Source organism: Streptomyces sp. NPDC048291 (assembly GCF_043201715.1).
Classification (GTDB): domain Bacteria; phylum Actinomycetota; class Actinomycetes; order Streptomycetales; family Streptomycetaceae; genus Streptomyces.
This window is the reverse complement of the sequence record NZ_JBICZC010000007.1, coordinates 403,285-419,606: the sequence shown is the minus strand read 5'-3', so window position 1 is coordinate 419,606 and position 16,322 is coordinate 403,285. Positions and strand designations below refer to the sequence as shown.

The window sequence follows — 16,322 nt, the reverse complement described above, 5'->3', positions numbered from 1 at the left end:
GCAGGTGGAGGCATGGACGCGGGTGCAGGTGGAGGCATGGACGCGGGTGCAGGTGGAGGCATGGACGCGGGTGCAGGTGGAGGCATGGACGCGGGTGCGGGTATGGGTGCGGGTGGGGGCACGGGCGCGGGTGCGGGTATGGGTGCGGGTGGGGGCACGGGCGCGGGTGCGGGTATGGGTGCGGGTGGGGGCACGGGCGCGGGCCCGGCGGCGCAGGGACCGGCGGCCCCGGTCCTGGAGGTGCGCGGCCTGACGGTCGTCTTCGGCGGCGGACGGCGCCGGCCGCCCGTCCCCGTGGTGCGCGGCGTGGACCTCGCGCTGCGCCCCGGCGAAGTCCTGGGCCTGGTCGGCGAGTCCGGCGCGGGCAAGTCGCTCACCGCGCTGTCGCTGCTCGGCCTGGCCCCGCCCGACGCCCGGGTGGGCGGTTCGGTACGGCTCCTCGGCGAGGAGCTGCTGGGCCGTCCGGAGCGGGAGCTGGCCCGGGTCCGGGGGCGCCGGATCGCCATGGTCTTCCAGGACCCGCTGCACGCCTTCACCCCGGTCCTGCGGGTCGGCGACCAGATCGCGGAGGCCCTGCGCATCCACGAACGCCCGCGCCCGCGCCGCGAGACGGCCCTGCGGCGGGCCGTGGAACTCCTGGACTTCGTGGGGGTGCCGCAGCCGTCCCGGGCCGCCCGCGCCCTCCCCCACCAGCTCTCCGGCGGGATGCTCCAGCGGGCCATGATCGCGATGGCGGTGGCGAACCGGCCCGCGGTCCTCGTCGCGGACGAGCCGACCAGCGCGCTCGACGTGACCGTGCAGGCCCAGGTTCTGGAGGCGCTCGCGGCCGCGCGGCGGGAGACGGGGGCGGCGCTGCTCCTCGTCACCCACGACCTCGGCGTGGTCGCGGGCGCCGCGGACCGGGTCGCGGTGCTGTACGCGGGGCGGGTGGTGGAGACGGGCCCGGCGGAGGCGGTGCTCTGCCGCCCGCGGATGCCGTACACCCTCGGCCTCGTCGGCTCCGTGCCCCGCCTCGACGCCCGGGTCCCGCCCACCCCGGTCCCGGGCACCGCCCCCGCCCCGGGCGGCGTCGGCCCGGGCTGCCCCTTCGCCCCGCGCTGCCCCCTGGCGGAACCGGCGTGCCACGCGGCCGAGCCCCCGCTCACGGGGGTCGACAGCCCGTCCCGCGCCGCGGGCTCGGCACCCGCCGCCCACACGGCGGCCTGCCGGCGGATCCCGGAGGTCCGGCACCGGAGCGCGGCGGAGCTGTTCGGGCCGCCGACGCGGACCCCGGAGCGGGGCGGGACAGCGGACGGCACCGCCGCCGACCTCGTGCTGTCGGTCTCCGGGCTCGGCCGGTCGTACCGGGCGCCGGGGTTCCGGCACCGCCGGGTCCCCGCCGTGCGGGCCGTCGAGTGGGTCGATCTGGAGGTGCGGCGCGGGGAGACGCTGGCGCTGGTCGGGGAGTCAGGGGCCGGGAAGAGTACGACGCTGCGGGAGATCGCCGCGCTGGCGGCCCCGCAGGCCGGGCGGGTGGAGGTGCTCGGGCGGGACACCGCGCTGCTCTCCCGGCGGGCGGCGCGGGAGCTGCGGACGGCGGTGCAGCTGGTGCCGCAGGATCCGATGTCGAGCCTCGATCCGCGGATGCCGCTGGGGGACATCGTCGCGGAGCCGCTGCACGCCGCGCGGGTGCCGGCGGCCGTGGTCGCGGCACGGGTGCCGCGGCTGCTGTCCCAGGTGGGGCTGCGCCCGGCGGACGCGGACGGCTACCCGCACCAGTACTCCGGGGGGCAGCGGCAGCGCGTGGCCATCGCGCGGGCCCTGGCGGTCGGGCCCGCGCTGCTGCTGCTGGACGAACCGGTGTCCGCGCTGGACGTGTCGGTGCAGGCCGGAATCCTGGACCTGCTGCTGCGGCTGAAGCGGGAGCCGGGCCCGGCGTACCTGCTGGTCTCGCACGACCTCGCGGTGGTCCGGCAGCTCGCCGACCGGGTGTCGGTCATGTACGCGGGCCGCACGGTGGAGACGGGCGGCGTGGCCGAGGTGTTCGGCCGGCCGCGCCACCCCTACACCCGGGCGCTGCTGTCGGCCGTCCCGCTGCCGGATCCGGTCGCCGAGCGCTCCCGGCGCCGGATCGTGCTGCCCGCCGATCCCGGACCGAGTCCGCGCGCCGCCGCCGGGTGCGGTTTCCGGGCCCGCTGTCCCGTCCAGGCCGTGCTCTCCGCGGCCGAGCGGCGGCGCTGCGCGGAGGAGACACCGCGCGGGCGGGCGGCCGGGCCTGCCGCCGGCCACTCCGTCTCCTGCCACTTCCCGCACGGCGAAGGACCGGGTCCGGTCCGACGGCCGTAGGGCGACCGCCGGACCGGACCCGGTCCCGTACGAAGCGCGTGTGGGATCAGCAGCAACCACCACTCCCGCCGCTGGACTCGGCCATGCCCTCGTGCTGCGGTCGGACGCCCGGCCCGGAGTCGTTCAGCCACAGGCCGCCCGCCACGAGACCACTGACCAGGACGACAATTGCGAAGAGCGCGATTATTTTATTGCTCACGAAAATCCCCTCCCCTGAACAATAGAAGGATGCGCCTTGACAATTACAGTCAACATTGAATAACTAAGACAGTCAAGCAGTTTCTTGCAAAATTAATCATAATCAAACGGAATATCACGCACCGCATAAGGCGCTCGCGAATGCAATCGGAGAACTCCGCTGCAAAATGCGGTGGAGAGCCACTAAAAGATCACCGGAAGCCCATTGGGTAAATATCAACTTACTGGTAACATCGATCTGTCATCCCGACAGTCAAGTACTGCACCGAGGAGTTGGCATGGATCCACTCGGCAACGCGACGGCCGCAGGACTGGGCGAGCGCATCAGGGTGTTGCGCGGCAAACGTGGACTCAAGCAGCAGGACCTCGCGTCCGGGGAGATTTCGGCGAGCTACATCTCCCTGATCGAGTCGGGGAAGCGCGGCGCGCCGTCGGACTCGGTGCTCGCCGCGCTCGCCGAGCGCCTGGGCTGCTCCGTGGAGTTCCTGCGCAGCGGACGCGACGACCACGAACTGGAGGAGACCCGGCTGCGGCTCGCCTTCGGCGAGATGGCCCTGCGCAACGGCAGCAACGGCGAGGCGCTCCAGACCCTGAGCGACCTCCTGGCCAGGCCGTCCCTGCTGGACCCGTCGATGACCCGGCGCGCCCGCATCGCGCAGGCCTCCGCCCTGGAGAAGCTGGACCGGATCGAGGCCGCCATCACGATCCTTGAGGACCTCCAGCGCGACCCCGAGCTGCCGCCCGGCTCCGCCGACTGGTGCACGGTGTCGGTCGCCCTGTGCCGCTGCTACCGCAACGCCGGCGACATCACGACGAGCATCGAGATCGGCGAGCGGGCCATGTCCCGGCTCGACGCCCTCGGCCTGGACGTCACGGTCGACCACGTGCAGCTCGGCGCCACGCTCATGGCCTCGTTCCACATGCGCGGCGATCTCACCCGGGCCCAGCTGCTCGGCGTCCGGCTCCTGGACGCCGCCGAGAAGCAGGGGGCACGGGCCGCGCGGGGTGCCGTCTTCTGGAACGCGGGGCTCGTGGCCCGCTCCCGCGGCCAGCTGAACGAGGCGCTGGCCCTGGTGGAGCGGGCGCTGGCGCTGATGTCCGAGGACGACAACATCCGCCATGTCGCCATGCTCAAGATGAACTGCGGCTCGCTGCTCCTCCAGGTCGACCAGCCCGAACCGGCCCGCGCCAAGCAACTCCTGGAGGAAGCCCAGCAGTTGCTGGCGGAGGTCGGCAACGCGCCGGAGCTGGCCCAGTGCGAGATCGGCCTGGCCGACGCGGACGCGATGCTCGGCAACTGGGACGAGGCCGCGGCCCACGCGGAGCGGGCCCTCGGCCTGACCGGCCCGGAGTCCCGCATCCAGGCGGTCGGCGCGCGCGCCACGCTCGCCGAGATCCATCTGCTGCGCGGCGACTACGAGCAGGCGGCCCAGTGCCTGCAGGCCGCGACCCGGCAGCTGCGCCAGTTCCCGCCGTCCCACCAGACCGCGCTCAACTGGCGCTACGTGGGCGACCTGTGGCGCCGCCAGGGCAACAGCACGGCGGCCCTGCAGGCGTACGACCGGGCGCTGTCGTCGGCCGGCCTGGCCCCGAACCGCGACCCGAGCGCGTCCTTCACCGAGCAGGGCCGTTCCTGACCCGCGCACCACCTGAATTCCCCTTCCGGAACCGCCGTGAAATACCCGTACGACAAAGAGAATTGAAAGTCCGCCGGACCCGGATTTCCCGGTACCGGTTCCGCCCCTTTCCCCACCGGATTAGCCACCCGCCGGACACCGGGCCCGCCACCGGGCGAGGCCGGGCCCGACGCCCCACCGGACACCGGGCCGGACACCCGGTCGGCCACCGGACCGAACACCGGGGCAGGCACCCGGGCCCGACGCCGATCCGTACGCCCCACCGGACACCCGGTCGGCCACCGGGGCCGACACCGGCTGAGACACCCGGCCCAGACACCCGAGCCGGACGCCAGCCCGGACGCCGGATCCGCCACCGGCCCGAACGTCCGGTCGAGCACAGGGCCGCCACCGGCCCGAACGTCCGGTCGAGCACAGGGCCGGCACCGGCCCGGACGCCGGATCGGACACCCGGGCCGGCAGGGGTCGGGCTCCCCCGGCGCGGGGGCCGTCAGGCCGGTGTCAGTGTGGGGTGGCGGTGGCCAGGCGGTGTACCGCGGCGAGGGGGACCGGTAGCCGGTCGGGGCGGAGTCGGGACTCGTACACGGCCTCGTAGACGGCCTTGTCCGCCTCGAAGGCGCGGAGGAGTACGGGGTGGCAGTCCGGGTCCTCGTGCCCGGCGGCGGCGTACCCGGCGACGAACGCGCGCCGGTTGCGCACCGCCCACGCGGCGGCCCGCCGGCGCCGTCGCAGCCGGGCCGCCGGTGCCGACTCCGCCGGGTCGGCGTCCTCGACGGCGGCGAGCCCGGTGCGGGCCGCGTAGTCGAAGGAGCGCAGCATGCCGGCGACGTCCTTCAGCACCGGCTGCGGGCGGGCCCGTTCGGCGGCCGGCTGGGCCGGCTCGCCCTCGAAGTCCACGATCCGCCAGCCGTCGTGGGCCACCAGCGCCTGCCCCAGGTGCAGGTCACCGTGGGTGCGCTGGACGTAGAGGGGGCAGCCGCGCCCGGCGACCCGGGCGCAGTCGTCGAAGAGGGCGGCGAGCCGTGCGGTGTACCGGGCGAGGGCCGGGACCTCCTCGGCGGCCTCCTTGAGGCGCATGGTCATCCGGGCCGTCTCCTCGGCCACGTCCTCCACCGTCAGCCGGGTCCGCCCGAACGCCTCGCCGAGCGCGCCGTGCACGTCGGCGACGGCCCGGCCCAGGGCGGCCGCGTCGGCGGTGAAGCCGCCCCCGGCCGGGCCGCCGCGGCCGGTGCCGGCCACGGAGCCGGTGGCCTGCCGCACCGCCTCCGCCCAGCCGTCCCGGGCGTCCGGCAGGAACTCCTCGACCAGGCCGAGCACCAGGCCCTCCGCACCGGGGGCGTCGCTGTGCACCGCCCCGTAGAGGTGGGGCGTGCGGGTGCAGTCCTGGCCGGTGAGCGCCCGCAGCGCCTCGACCTCGGTGTGCGGGCCGGGCTCCGGGCGGCGGAAGATCTTCAGCAGCACCCGGTCGCCGTAGGCCACCGAGGTGTTGCTCTGCTCCACCTGGAGCGGCCGGGGCACCAGGCCGACGGGCAGCGGGTAGCGGGAGCTGCGCTCCAGGCGCGGCCCGTGCTCGGCGCCGCCGCCCGCCAGGGTGCGCAGCAGCAGCGCGAGCACGGTGCCGTCGGCGAGCGCGTCGTAGACCCGCCAGCCCCGCCAGGGGCCGGCCGGCACGGTGGCGATCGCGGCGGGGGCCAGCCGGTCCGGCAGCTCCGGGCGCAGGCCCAGCAGGAGCTGGACGCGCAGCGGTCCGGCGGCGCCGTCGGCCGAGACCACGGCGTGCAGCAGCAGCGGGGGTTCGTCGCCGACCACCGAGGCCGCCTCGGCGGTCAGCGGGGCGCCGGTGTAGCGGGTGTCGAACCAGCGGCGGCCCGCCATCCACGGCCCGAGCGCGGGCAGCAGCGGCCGCAGGATCTCCGCCCCGGTCCTCGCTCCGGTCCTCCCCCCGCTCTTCGCCCTCGTCTCCGAACTCGTTCCCGTACTCGTTCCCGTACTCGTCCCTGTACTGGTCTCCGTCCTCATGACGCCTCCTCGGTCGTCAGTACGTGCGCGACCTGGTGGGCCGGGTCGAGGCGCACGTAGGTGGACTCGCCCCAGGCGTAGGCGGCTCCGGTGAGTTCGTCGCGGAGCTTGAGCGTGCCGTCGACGGGCAGGCCGAGGGCCGCCAGGTCGCAGGTCACGGTGGCCTCCTGGGCCCGGTGCGGATCCAGGTTGACGACGACCAGCACCACGTCGGTGCCGCCCTCGGGCAGCCGCACGTGCTTCGAGTAGGCGAGGATCTGGTCGTTGTCGGTGTGCTGGAGCCGCAGGTTGCGCAGTTCCTGGAGGGCCGGACGGGTCCGGCGGAGCCGGTTGAGCAGGGTGATCAGCGGGGCGAGGGTCCGCCCCTCGGCCTCGGCGCGGGCCCAGTCCCGGGGCCGCAGCTGGTACTTCTCCGAGGCGCGGTAGTCCTCGGTGCCCTCGGTGAGCGGGGTGTTCTCGCACAGCTCGTACCCGGCGTACACGCCCCAGCTGGGCGCGGCGGTCGCCGCCAGGACGGCCCGGACCTCGAAGGCGGGCCGGCCGCCGTGCTGGAGGTAGGCGTGCAGGATGTCCGGGGTGTTCACGAACAGGTTGGGCCGCAGGAAGTCGGCGCTGTCCCGGGTGAGTTCGGGCAGGTACTCGGTCAGCTCCCGCTTGCTGTTCTTCCAGGTGAAGTAGGTGTACGACTGCTGGAAGCCGGCCTGGGCCAGGGCGTGCACCATGGCCCGCCTGGTGAACGCCTCGGCCAGGAACAGCACGTCCGGGTCGGTGGCGTTGACCTCGGCGATCAGCCGCTCCCAGAAGTGCACCGGCTTGGTGTGCGGGTTGTCGACGCGGAAGATCCGCACGCCCTGTGCCGTCCAGTGCCGCAGGACGCGCAGCGCCTCCGCGTACAGGCCCTCGAAGTCGGTGTCGAAGTCGAGGGGGTGGATGTCCTCGTAGGTCTTGGGCGGGTTCTCGGCGTAGGCGACCGAGCCGTCCACCCGGTGGTGGAACCACTCGGGGTGCCCGGTCACCCAGGGGTGGTCGGGGGAGCACTGCAGGGCGAAGTCGATGGCCACCTCCAGGCCCAGGCCGTGGGCGGCGGCGACGAAGTACCGGAAGTCGTCCAGGGTGCCGAGGTCGGGGTGGACGGCGTCGTGGCCGCCCTGCCAGGAGCCGATGGCCCAGGGCGAGCCGACGTCGTCCGGGCCCGCGACGAGAACGTTGTCGGGGCCCTTGCGGTGGGTGGCGCCGATGGGGTGGACGGGCGGCAGGTACACCACGTCGAAGCCCATCGCCGCGACGGCGGGCAGCCGTTCGGCGGCGGTCCGCAGGGTGCCGCTGACCGTCCGCCCGTCCGCCGTCACGACCGCGCCCTCCGAGCGCGGGAACAGCTCGTACCAGGAGCCCACCAGGGCCCGCCGCCGCTCCACGCGGAGCGGCAGCGGCCGGGAGACGGTGACCAGTTCACGCACCCCGTAGCGGCCCAGGGCGGCCGTCACCCGGGGGTTGGTGACGGCCGCCAGCCGGGCCGAGGCCGGACCCAGGGTGTCGCGGAGCGCGGCGACCGCGGTCCTGACCTCCTCGCGCCGGCCCCAGTCGGTGATGTCGTTGTCGCCGTGTGCCGCCCTCTCGTGCAGCAGCACGCCCTCGCGCAGGGTGAGTTCGGTGTCGACACCGGCCTCGACCTTCAGCGCGGCGTCCCGGCGCCAGGTGGCCAGCGGGTCGGCCCAGGCCTCCACCCGGAAGGTCCACAGTCCCTCGGCGTCGGGGACCACGGTGGCGCTCCAGCGGTCGGCGTCCTCGTCGACGAGGGTCATCGGCACCCGCCGGGCGGGGGCGCCCTCGGGACCGCGCAGGACCACGTCCGCGGCGATCACGCCGTGGCCCTCGCGGAAGACGGTGGCCGTGATGTCGAGGTGCTCTCCGGTCACGGCCTTGGCGGGCAGTTCCCCGTCCCGCACCCGGGGGCGGACGTCGAGGACGGGGATGCGCCCGGTCACCGGTGTCATGATGATCGCTCCTCTCCCCGTTCGCGTCCCGTCAGCCCTGCCCGGCCTGGGCTGCCTGGGCGGCCGGGGCGGACTCGGCGGGCTGGCGGTCGGCGAGCAGGTCGATGATGGTGCGGGCGAAGAGGTGGCAGTGGTTGCCGGTACGGCCGGTGACCAGGTCGTCGTGGATCACGACGTCCTCGTCGACGTACTCGCCGCCCATGTTCCGCAGGTCGCCGAGCAGGTTGTTGTGCACCACCGCGCGCCGTCCGCGCATCAGGTTCGGGATGGGCGCGGCGAGCCACATGCCGTGGCAGATGATGCCCTTGACGATCGCCGGGTCGGCGAACGCGCGACGCAGGAACTGCGAGGCGGGCGGCAGCTGTTGGGGGTCGTCGGTGTAGCGGAGGCGGTCGGAGACCATGCCGGAGGGGACGATCACCGCCGAGTACTCCTTGAGCGCGAACTCGTCGAGGTCCTCGAAGGACTCGGTGACCTCGAAGGGCATGCGGTGCTCGTGCCCCTGGAAGGTCATGCCCTCGTTGCCCCAGAGCCGGGTCAGGAAGTGGACCTCGGCGCCCTCCTCGGGGAAGCGGTAGCGGTAGTAGAGGATCTCGGGCTCGTAGAAGTCGCTCTCCATCAGGACGGCGATCTTGTGTCCGTTCAGTCGCACGGGGGTCACCCCTTTCCCTTGGCCGTCACCAGGTCGACGAGGAACGGCCCGTGGTGGGCGAGGGCCTGTGCCACGGCGCCCTCCGCCTGGCCGGGCTTCTCCACCCGTACGGCGGCCACGCCGAGGGAGCGGGCGAGGCCGACGAAGTCGATGGGCGGGTGGGAGAGGTCGAACATGCCGGGCTGTTCGTGGGCCGGTATGCCGGTCTCCCGCCAGTACTCCTCGATGTTGTCCTCCAGCAGCCGGTAGCTGCCGTTGTTGCAGATCACGAACTTGGTGGGCAGGCCGTGCCGGACGGCCGTCCACAGGGCCTGGAAGGTGTACATGGAGCCGCCGTCGCCGGTGAAGCCGACCACCGTGCGGTCGGGGTGGGCGAGCTGGGCGCCGAGCGCGCCGGGCAGGCCGACGCCGAGGGAGCCGCCCCGGGTCTGCATCCACCGGCCGGGCACGGTGGGCGGCAGGTGCCGGAACAGCACCGGGGAGGCGGTCAGCGCCTCGTCGAACAGGATGGCGTCGGGCGGGAGTTGCCGCGCGAGTTCCCTGGCGAAGGCGGCGGTGGGCACGGACTGCGCCTCGCCGTCGAACAGGTCCTTCTCCCGGGCGCCGGCCAGCGCGTCGGCCCGCTCGGCGGCCCGCACCCGCAGCCGCTCGGCCGCCTCGGCCCGCCGCCCGTCGCCCATCTCCCCGTGCAGCGCGTCGGCGAGCAGCCCGAGGGTGGCCTTCGGGTCGGCCACGATGCCGAGGTCGACCGGGAAGTTCTTCGCGATGGCGTCGGTGTCGAGGTCCACGTGGACCACCGGGGTGCCCTCGGCGAAGACGTCGTACAGGGCCGGGAACACCTCGGGCAGCGCATAGGTGCCGACGATCAGGACGCCGTCGGCCGCGCCGGTGATCCGCCGGCTCTGCTCGCCGAACATATGCCCCAACTGGCCCGCGTAGGCGGGGTGTTGCGCGGAGAGGTTGACCTCGGCCCAGTCGGCGCCGTACACGTCGGCGCCCCACACCTCGGCGAGGCGGGCCAGTTCGGCCTGGGCGCCCGCGAAGTGCACGCCGTCGCCGGCCACGATCAGCGGGCGGCGGGCCTCGGCGAGCAGGGCGGCGGCCCGGGCGACGGTGTCCGGGGCGGGCAGGCTGCGGGTGTCCGGGTAGCTGACCGGGACGACCGCCTCCCGGGTGCCGGCGTCCATCACGTCGGCCGGCAGCACCACCAGGACCGGCCCGTACGGCGGGGTTCCGGCCACCTTGAAGGCGCGGCGCAGCACCCGCAGCGTGGAGTCGGGGTCGAGCACCCGGGTCGCCCACTTGGTGACCGGCTCCGCCATGCCGACCAGGTCGGCGGCCATCTGGGCGTCCAGTCCCGCGTAGCGCAGCCCGGCCTCGCCGACCAGGGTGACGATCGGGGCGTGGCCGCGCATGGCCTGGTAGAGCATGCCGATGCCGTTGCCGAGGCCGACCCCGGAGTGCAGTTGCAGGACCGTCGGGGTGCGGGTGGCGCGGGCATGGCCGTCCGCCATGCCGACGGCCGTGGCCTCCTGCAGGGCCAGGATGTACTGGATCGAGGGGAAGGAGCGCAGTTCGTCGAGGAACCCCTGCTCGACCGTGCCGGGGTTGCCGAACATGTACCGGACGCCTTCGGCCTCCAGTTGCTCCAGGAGCGCGACGCGCGCGGGCCTGCTGTCCATGCTGGTCACCTCTCGCGGGACGGGATGTCAGGACGTCAGGAGGTCCTGAACCCCCACTGGCGCAGGCCCTGTTCGAGGACCTCGACGGTCTTCTGGCCGGTCAGGTAGGAGTCGGGGGTCGAACGGCCCGTGATGAACGGGTAGTCGACGATGACCGAGGTCTCCTTGCCGAAGTTGCCGTGGTAGGCGCCGCCGGGCGCGGTGGCGTCGCGCAGGATGTACTCCAGCGGGTACGGCGGCGGGCCCATCACGAAGTCGGTGCCGAGGAACCCGGTGCCGTCCTTGTAGTCGTACTCGATGCAGTGCCCGGTGACGTGCTTGCCGCGGATGATGGACGTCCGGGTCTCCTGGTCGCGGGCGAAGGCCAGGCAGGCGACGCCGTAGCACTCGGCGGCGATCGGCCGGTCCAGCTCGCGGAAGGCGAGGATCAGGTCGTGCACCCGCCAGTTGTTGGCGAGGTCGACGATGGGGCCGCTGCCGCCGACGATCAGCAGCGCGTCGTAGCGGTCGGCGATCTGCCGGCGGATCTGCTCCAGTCGGCTGTGGTAGGCCTCCCAGTCGCGCAGGAAGTACGGCCGGGAGCGGTAGGGCCGGTCGGGCAGCCAGGACGCGAGGTCGAGGGGGTTGTCGAGCCGGTCCGACTCCTCGACGGCGCGCACCTTGGCCGCCATCTCGGGCGTGGTGACGGACCGGCCGAGCGGCGGGTCGACGTACTCGGGGTCCATGCTCGGCGGCAGCGCGTTGGGCCGCTTGCCGGTGGGGGTGGCGAAGGTGACGTGGTAGCCGGCCTGGTCGAAGGTCTCCAGGGGGCCGATCAACTCCTCGCCCCAGTAGCCGTGTTCGGACAGGACGACGAGGATGCGCCTGCTCATGGGATTCCTCCCGGTTTCGGCGGGACGGTGCCAAGTGGCGGATTCCTGTCTACGGCGGGGCACTTCGTCCGGACCATCGCCGCCGCCCGTGCTCACGGCACATGCCCAAGTGGCCGAATGCACTACGGCATGTTGTGGCCAAGGCCTGCCGGGCCGGTCGCTACCGGACGGTACGGCGGCCCCGGCGGGTGAGTTGCCCGAGCCGGAGCTGCGACTTCGCACAGTGCGCCCGGAGTTCCGGCGCGGGGCCCGCGGGACGGCCGGGATATGGGGTCATCGGACGCGTATCGCTCCCGGTTTCCCGGGGGCGGGACCCCGATGAGCGGAGACATCCATGTCCACCGAACAGACCGGCTCCGACCGGGAGATCGAGGAGTTCGTGCAGCGCTGGTTCGGCCTGCTCAACGTGCACGCCCCGGTCGCGGAGCTGCTGCCCCACGTCGCCGACGAGGGCCTGGAGATGGCCTTCCCGGAGCGCACCCTGCACAGCCACGCGGACTTCGTCGACTGGTACGCGGCCGTCGGTGAGGCCTACAGCGAGCAGGACCACACCGTGGAGAAGCTCGTCCACCAGGAGACCGGAACCCGCATAGCCATCGACCTGACCGTCGTCTGGACGGCGAAGTCGACCGCCGACGGCTCCGTGTCCTCGTTCCGGATCAACCAGCAGTGGCAGCTCCAACGCCCCGCGCCCGGTGCCGCCCCGGTGATCGTCGACTACCAGGTCGGCGAACCGGCCGCCCTCTGACCCCGTCACCGTTTGGAGGCTGTCATGCCGTCGAATCCGACTCCCCCGGTGCCCCAGGGCGCCGACTACGTGGTGGTCGGCGCGGGTTCCGCCGGCTGCGCCGTCGCCGCCCGGCTCAGCGCGGACCCGTCCGTGACCGTGATCCTGCTGGAGGCCGGCGGCCCGGACGAACGTCCCGAGATCCACCACGCCGACGCCGCCTCGGTCCTCTCCCTGCTCACCGCCGACTGGCGCGGCGAGATCGACTGGGGCTACGAGACCGAGCCCGAGGCCGGCATGGACGGCCGCCGCATCCCGGTGGCCCGCGGCAAGGTCCTCGGCGGGTGCAGCTCCGTCAACGCCCTGATGTGGGTGCGCGGCAGCCGCCACGACTACGACCGCTGGGTCACCGAGGGCGCGACCGGCTGGTCCTACGACGACGTCCTGCCCTACTTCCGGCGCGCCGAGAGCTACTCCGGCGGCGGCTCCGAGCTGCGCGGCGCCGAAGGACCGGTCCGGGTCCGGCAGCTGGACCGCCCGTCCCCGCTGGCCTCCGCCTTCGTGGCGGCGGCCGGTGAGCTCGGCCACGACGCCGCGAGCGACGGCGACTACAACGGCGCCCGCCAGGACGGCTTCGGCTTCCTGTACCAGACCAACCGCGACGACGCGGGCGGGCGGTGCAGCGCGGCCGACGCCTATCTGCGCCCGGCCCTGGACCGGCCCAACCTGACCGTGCTGACCGGCGCCCGCACCACCCGGCTGCTGCTCGACGCCGGACACGACGGGGCCCGGGTCACCGGCGTCGAGTACGTCCGGGGCGGCGATGCCCCGGCCCGCATCCGCGCCGACCGCGAAGTCATCGTGTCCGCCGGCGCGTTCGAGTCGCCGAAGCTCCTGATGCTGTCCGGCATCGGCCCCGCCGACCACCTCAGGGCGCACGGCATCCACTGCGTGCGCGACCTGCCGGGCGTGGGCGCCGGACTCCAGGACCACCTCTTCACCCCGGTCTGCTACCAGTCCCTCCAGGAGCACCCGTCCGGCGCCCTGCTCTCCGAGGCCGGGCTGTTCACCCACACCCCGGTCGCCGACCAGGACGGCCCGCCCGACCTCCAGTTCACCTTCGGCCCGGTCAAGTTCCTGCCCGCCGGCGCGCCCGCCGACCAGTGGGAGGGCCCCGGCCTCACCTTCGCCCCGATCGCCGTGCTCCCGCACAGCCGGGGCCGGGTCCGGCTGCGCGACGCCGACCCCGAGTCCAACGCGGTGATCAGCGCCGGCTACCTCACCTCGGCCGCCGACCTGGACGTCCTGGTGTACGGGGTCGAGCTGGCCCGCGAACTGGCCGCCACCCGGGCCCTCGACGCCTTCCGCGGCGACGAACTCGGCCCCGGCAAGGACGTCACGACCCCGGCCGAGCTGCGCGCCTACGTCGCCGCCAACGCCACCACCCTGTGGCACCCGGCCGGCACCTGCCGGATGGGCAGCGGCCCGGACGCCGTCACCGACCCCGAGCTGCGCGTCCACGGCATCGAGGGCCTCCGGGTCGCCGACGCCTCCGTCATGCCGTCCATCGTGGCCGGCAACACCCACGCACCCAGCGTCATGATCGGCGAGCGCGCGGCGGCGTTCGCCCTCGGCACCGACCGGCCGCTTCCGACCGCCGCCCGACCGACCGAGGGGATGAACAATGTCCACCCGTGACCAGCAGGACATCCAGAAGCTCTACGGGCGCTTCCTCGACGCGCTGAACGCCGGCGACCTCCAGGGCGTCCGCGCCGTGCTCAGCCCGGACTTCACCGACCACCACCCCGGCTTCGACATCACCGGCATCGACACCTACCTGGACGCGGTGCGCGGCGCGCACGAGTCGCTCGACCTCAAGGGCGAGCTGGAGGAGGCGGCGCCGCTCGGCGAGGACCGGCTCGTCACCCGGGTGAAGCTCACCGGCACCCACCTCGGCGACGTCCTCGGCTTCCCGGCCACCGGCCGCAAGGTCGAGTGGTCCACCACCGAGATCTGGCGGGCCGAGAACGGCCTGTTCGCCGAGCGCTGGGCCCAGGACGACCTGCTCGGCCTGCGCACCCAGCTCTCCTCCGACGACCTCAACTACACCGTGGTCCGGCAGGTCAGCGACGCCGTCAACGAGCGCCGCTACGACGACCTCGACGACCTGTTCGGGCCCACGTTCAAGGACAACAACCCGGCCTGGAGCGTCGAGAGCCTCGAAGAGCTCAAGGTGATCATCAAGGGCGCGCACGACGCGCTGGACATGCGCGTGCACCTCGACGCCCTGTACCCGGCCGCCCCCGACCGGGTGATCATGCACATCACCTTCCACGGCAAGCACATCGCGCCGTTCCTGGGCCAGGAGGCGACCGGCAGGGACGTCTCCTGGACCAGCCTGGAGGTCTACCGCCTGGAGGAGGGCAAGGTCGTCGAGCGCTGGGTCCAGGCCGACACCGCGGGCCTGATGCGCCAGCTCGGCGTGGACCTCCCCTGACCCCGCACCCCTTCCCGACGGCACTGGAGAGGACGGGCGCATGAGCACCCGAGAAGTGGTCGACACGTACTACCGGCTGGCCAACGAGGGGGACTGGGACGCCTGGAGCGACCTGTTCGCGATCGACCAGACCATGGACGAGCAGCTGGCCGGGCACGTCGAGGGACGCGAGACGCTCCGGGAGATGATGAAGGGCTTCCCGCAGATGTACGCCTCCTTCGCCAACGTCCCGCGTCTCGTCGTCGTGGACGGCGAGCAGGCCGCGGTGGTCTCCGACATCACCGCCCGCACCCCGGACGGCATCGCGGTCGAGGCCGTGGTGTGCAACTACTTCCGGGTCCGCGGCGGGCTGATCACCTACATGACGAACGTCCACGACACCGTGCCGTTCGCCCCGGTCACCGGGAAGTGACGGCCGTGCCGACCGCCGCCCCGAACGGCCTGCGCTGGGCGCACGTGGGCCTCAACTGCCGTGACCAGAAGGCCACCGAGGAGTTCTACACCCGGCACTTCGGCTTCCGCCGGGCCCGGGTCGTGGAGGCCGACGGCGTCCGCGTGGTCTTCCTGCGCAACGGCCCGGCCTGCCTGGAGCTGTTCGCGACCGACGCGGAGCCGCTGGTGACCGCCGCGAAGGACGGCCCGGACAGCCCCGGCACCGCCCGGCACCTCGCCTTCCAGGTCGACGACGTGGACGCGTTCCTCGCCGCCGGCCGGGGCGAGCTGGAGCCGACGCTCGGGCCGCTGACGTTCGACGAGTTCATCCCCGGCTGGAAGACGGTCTGGGTCTCCGACCCGGACGGCGTCGTGGTGGAGGTCAGCCAGGGATACACCGACCAGTCCACCGAAGAACTGGCAACGTACGCCTGACAGGAGAGTTCCCCACATGAAGGCCGTTCCCGAGCAGACCATTCTCATCACCGGCGCGACCGACGGTCTCGGCCGCGCGGTCGCCCGTGAACTCGCCGCGCAGGGCGCGTCGCTGATCCTGCACGGCCGCAGCGCGGCCAAGGGCGCGGACCTGCTGGCCGAGCTGCGCGCGGCCGGCGCCACCGGCCGGCTCAGCTACGAACTGGCCGACTTCTCCTCCCTGGAGGACATCGGCAAGCTGGCCGAGCGGATCCTCACCACGTACGACCGGCTGGACGTACTGGTGAACAACGCGGGCATCGGCGTCGAGCTGGCCCGCCAGGAGAGCCAGGACGGCCTGGAGCTCACCTTCCAGGTCGACTACCTGGCCGCCTACATCCTCAGCTGCCGGCTCGCCCCGCTGCTGGTGGCCTCGGCCCCGGCCCGCATCATCAACGTCAGCTCCGCGGGCCAGGCGCCGATCAACTTCCGGGACGTGATGCTGGAGCGCAACTGGGACGGGGTACAGGCCTACTGCCAGGCCAAGCTCGCCCAGATCTCGCTCACCTTCGACCTGGCCGACCGGCTGGCGGGCACCGGGGTCACGGCCAACGCGCTGCACCCGGCGTCGTACATGCCGACCAAGATGGTGGTGAACCTGTTCACCCCGCAGAGCACGGTCGCGGACGGCATGCGCAACACCCTGCGGCTGATCACCGACCCGCAGCTGGACGACGTCTCCGGCGTCTACTTCAACCGCTCCACGCGGTCCCGGGCGGGCGCCCAGGCCTACGACGAGGACGCCCGCGCCCAGCTCCGCAGGCTCAGCGAGTCGTTGACCGGCGTGGCGTTCCCGTCCAGCTTCGGCTGACC

Annotated in this window: 14 protein-coding genes; 8 read left to right on the top strand and 6 right to left on the bottom strand. The window is 73.4% G+C overall.

The genetic code is table 11. The annotated features are described in order from the left end of the window. Window positions 1-174 precede the first annotated feature (174 nt). Window positions 175-2,325: a dipeptide ABC transporter ATP-binding protein gene (locus ACGF5O_RS21385; protein WP_393811424.1), complete on the top strand. Its 2,151-nt coding sequence runs from the start codon at window positions 175-177 to the stop codon at window positions 2,323-2,325. Between the two features lie 46 nt (window positions 2,326-2,371). On the opposite strand, the gene ACGF5O_RS21380 is transcribed toward ACGF5O_RS21385, so the two are convergent. Next, entirely contained in the window at window positions 2,372-2,524 is a 153-nt protein-coding gene (locus tag ACGF5O_RS21380; protein WP_393811423.1) for a hypothetical protein, read from the bottom strand. Window positions 2,525-2,801: 277 nt separating this feature from the next. On the opposite strand from ACGF5O_RS21380, the gene ACGF5O_RS21375 reads away from it, so the two are divergent. Continuing rightward, window positions 2,802-4,160, top strand: coding sequence for a helix-turn-helix domain-containing protein (locus ACGF5O_RS21375; protein ID WP_393811422.1), 1,359 nt, complete (start codon window positions 2,802-2,804; stop codon window positions 4,158-4,160). Window positions 4,161-4,661: 501 nt separating this feature from the next. On the opposite strand, the gene ACGF5O_RS21370 is transcribed toward ACGF5O_RS21375, so the two are convergent. Genes ACGF5O_RS21370 through ACGF5O_RS21350 form a run of 5 tightly spaced genes read right to left on the bottom strand, consistent with a single transcriptional unit; the run spans window position 4,662 to window position 11,379 of the window. Continuing rightward, window positions 4,662-6,179 (bottom strand): hypothetical protein, encoded by a 1,518-nt coding sequence (locus ACGF5O_RS21370; protein ID WP_393811421.1) that lies wholly within the window; start codon window positions 6,177-6,179, stop codon window positions 4,662-4,664. Then, the gene (locus ACGF5O_RS21365) at window positions 6,176-8,173 is read right to left on the bottom strand and encodes an alpha-1,4-glucan--maltose-1-phosphate maltosyltransferase (protein WP_393811420.1); all 1,998 of its coding nucleotides are present in this window, start codon (window positions 8,171-8,173) and stop codon (window positions 6,176-6,178) included. Before ACGF5O_RS21365 ends, ACGF5O_RS21370 begins: the two co-directional genes overlap by 4 nt. 31 nt (window positions 8,174-8,204) lie before the next feature. Beyond that, on the bottom strand, window positions 8,205-8,825 hold the full coding sequence (locus tag ACGF5O_RS21360) for a DJ-1/PfpI family protein (protein WP_393811419.1): 621 nt from the start codon (window positions 8,823-8,825) through the stop codon (window positions 8,205-8,207). Window positions 8,826-8,830: 5 nt separating this feature from the next. Continuing rightward, window positions 8,831-10,507: a thiamine pyrophosphate-binding protein gene (locus ACGF5O_RS21355; protein ID WP_393811418.1), complete on the bottom strand. Its 1,677-nt coding sequence runs from the start codon at window positions 10,505-10,507 to the stop codon at window positions 8,831-8,833. 35 nt (window positions 10,508-10,542) lie between these two features. Next, on the bottom strand, window positions 10,543-11,379 hold the full coding sequence (locus ACGF5O_RS21350) for a type 1 glutamine amidotransferase domain-containing protein (RefSeq protein WP_361296529.1): 837 nt from the start codon (window positions 11,377-11,379) through the stop codon (window positions 10,543-10,545). A 334-nt stretch (window positions 11,380-11,713) separates the two neighbouring features. Between ACGF5O_RS21350 and ACGF5O_RS21345 the strand changes: the two genes are divergently transcribed. Genes ACGF5O_RS21345 through ACGF5O_RS21320 form a run of 6 tightly spaced genes read left to right on the top strand, consistent with a single transcriptional unit; the run spans window position 11,714 to window position 16,320 of the window. Then, entirely contained in the window at window positions 11,714-12,127 is a 414-nt protein-coding gene (locus tag ACGF5O_RS21345; protein ID WP_393811417.1) for a hypothetical protein, read from the top strand. 24 nt (window positions 12,128-12,151) lie between these two features. After that, the gene (locus ACGF5O_RS21340; RefSeq protein ID WP_393811416.1) at window positions 12,152-13,804 is read left to right on the top strand and encodes a GMC family oxidoreductase; all 1,653 of its coding nucleotides are present in this window, start codon (window positions 12,152-12,154) and stop codon (window positions 13,802-13,804) included. Beyond that, window positions 13,791-14,603 carry an ester cyclase gene (locus ACGF5O_RS21335; RefSeq protein WP_393811415.1) on the top strand — a complete coding sequence of 271 codons (813 nt, stop codon included), beginning with the start codon at window positions 13,791-13,793 and terminating at the stop codon, window positions 14,601-14,603. Before ACGF5O_RS21340 ends, ACGF5O_RS21335 begins: the two co-directional genes overlap by 14 nt. Before the next feature lie 40 nt (window positions 14,604-14,643). Then, window positions 14,644-15,015, top strand: a complete 372-nt coding sequence (locus ACGF5O_RS21330) for a nuclear transport factor 2 family protein (protein ID WP_362599838.1) — start codon at window positions 14,644-14,646, stop codon at window positions 15,013-15,015. A 5-nt stretch (window positions 15,016-15,020) separates the two neighbouring features. After that, window positions 15,021-15,470 carry a VOC family protein gene (locus tag ACGF5O_RS21325; RefSeq protein WP_393811414.1) on the top strand — a complete coding sequence of 150 codons (450 nt, stop codon included), beginning with the start codon at window positions 15,021-15,023 and terminating at the stop codon, window positions 15,468-15,470. 16 nt (window positions 15,471-15,486) lie between these two features. Beyond that, a complete protein-coding gene (locus ACGF5O_RS21320) occupies window positions 15,487-16,320 on the top strand; it encodes an SDR family NAD(P)-dependent oxidoreductase (protein WP_393811413.1) in 834 nt (277 codons plus the stop codon). The last annotated feature ends 2 nt before the right edge of the window (window positions 16,321-16,322 follow it).

Excerpts from the sequence above, each read along its gene's own strand:
- ACGF5O_RS21355 (WP_393811418.1), bottom strand. The coding sequence starts at position 10,507 with ATGGACAGCAGGCCCGCGCGCGTCGCGCTCCTGGAGCAACTGGAGGCC.
- ACGF5O_RS21330 (WP_362599838.1), top strand. The coding sequence starts at position 14,644 with ATGAGCACCCGAGAAGTGGTCGACACGTACTACCGGCTGGCCAACGAG.
- ACGF5O_RS21350 (WP_361296529.1), bottom strand. The coding sequence starts at position 11,379 with ATGAGCAGGCGCATCCTCGTCGTCCTGTCCGAACACGGCTACTGGGGC.
- ACGF5O_RS21385 (WP_393811424.1), top strand. The coding sequence starts at position 175 with ATGGGTGCGGGTGGGGGCACGGGCGCGGGCCCGGCGGCGCAGGGACCG.
- ACGF5O_RS21335 (WP_393811415.1), top strand. The coding sequence starts at position 13,791 with ATGTCCACCCGTGACCAGCAGGACATCCAGAAGCTCTACGGGCGCTTC.
- ACGF5O_RS21340 (WP_393811416.1), top strand. The coding sequence starts at position 12,152 with ATGCCGTCGAATCCGACTCCCCCGGTGCCCCAGGGCGCCGACTACGTG.
- ACGF5O_RS21375 (WP_393811422.1), top strand. The coding sequence starts at position 2,802 with ATGGATCCACTCGGCAACGCGACGGCCGCAGGACTGGGCGAGCGCATC.
- ACGF5O_RS21365 (WP_393811420.1), bottom strand. The coding sequence starts at position 8,173 with ATGACACCGGTGACCGGGCGCATCCCCGTCCTCGACGTCCGCCCCCGG.
- ACGF5O_RS21370 (WP_393811421.1), bottom strand. The coding sequence starts at position 6,179 with ATGAGGACGGAGACCAGTACAGGGACGAGTACGGGAACGAGTACGGGA.
- ACGF5O_RS21320 (WP_393811413.1), top strand. The coding sequence starts at position 15,487 with ATGAAGGCCGTTCCCGAGCAGACCATTCTCATCACCGGCGCGACCGAC.
- ACGF5O_RS21345 (WP_393811417.1), top strand. The coding sequence starts at position 11,714 with ATGTCCACCGAACAGACCGGCTCCGACCGGGAGATCGAGGAGTTCGTG.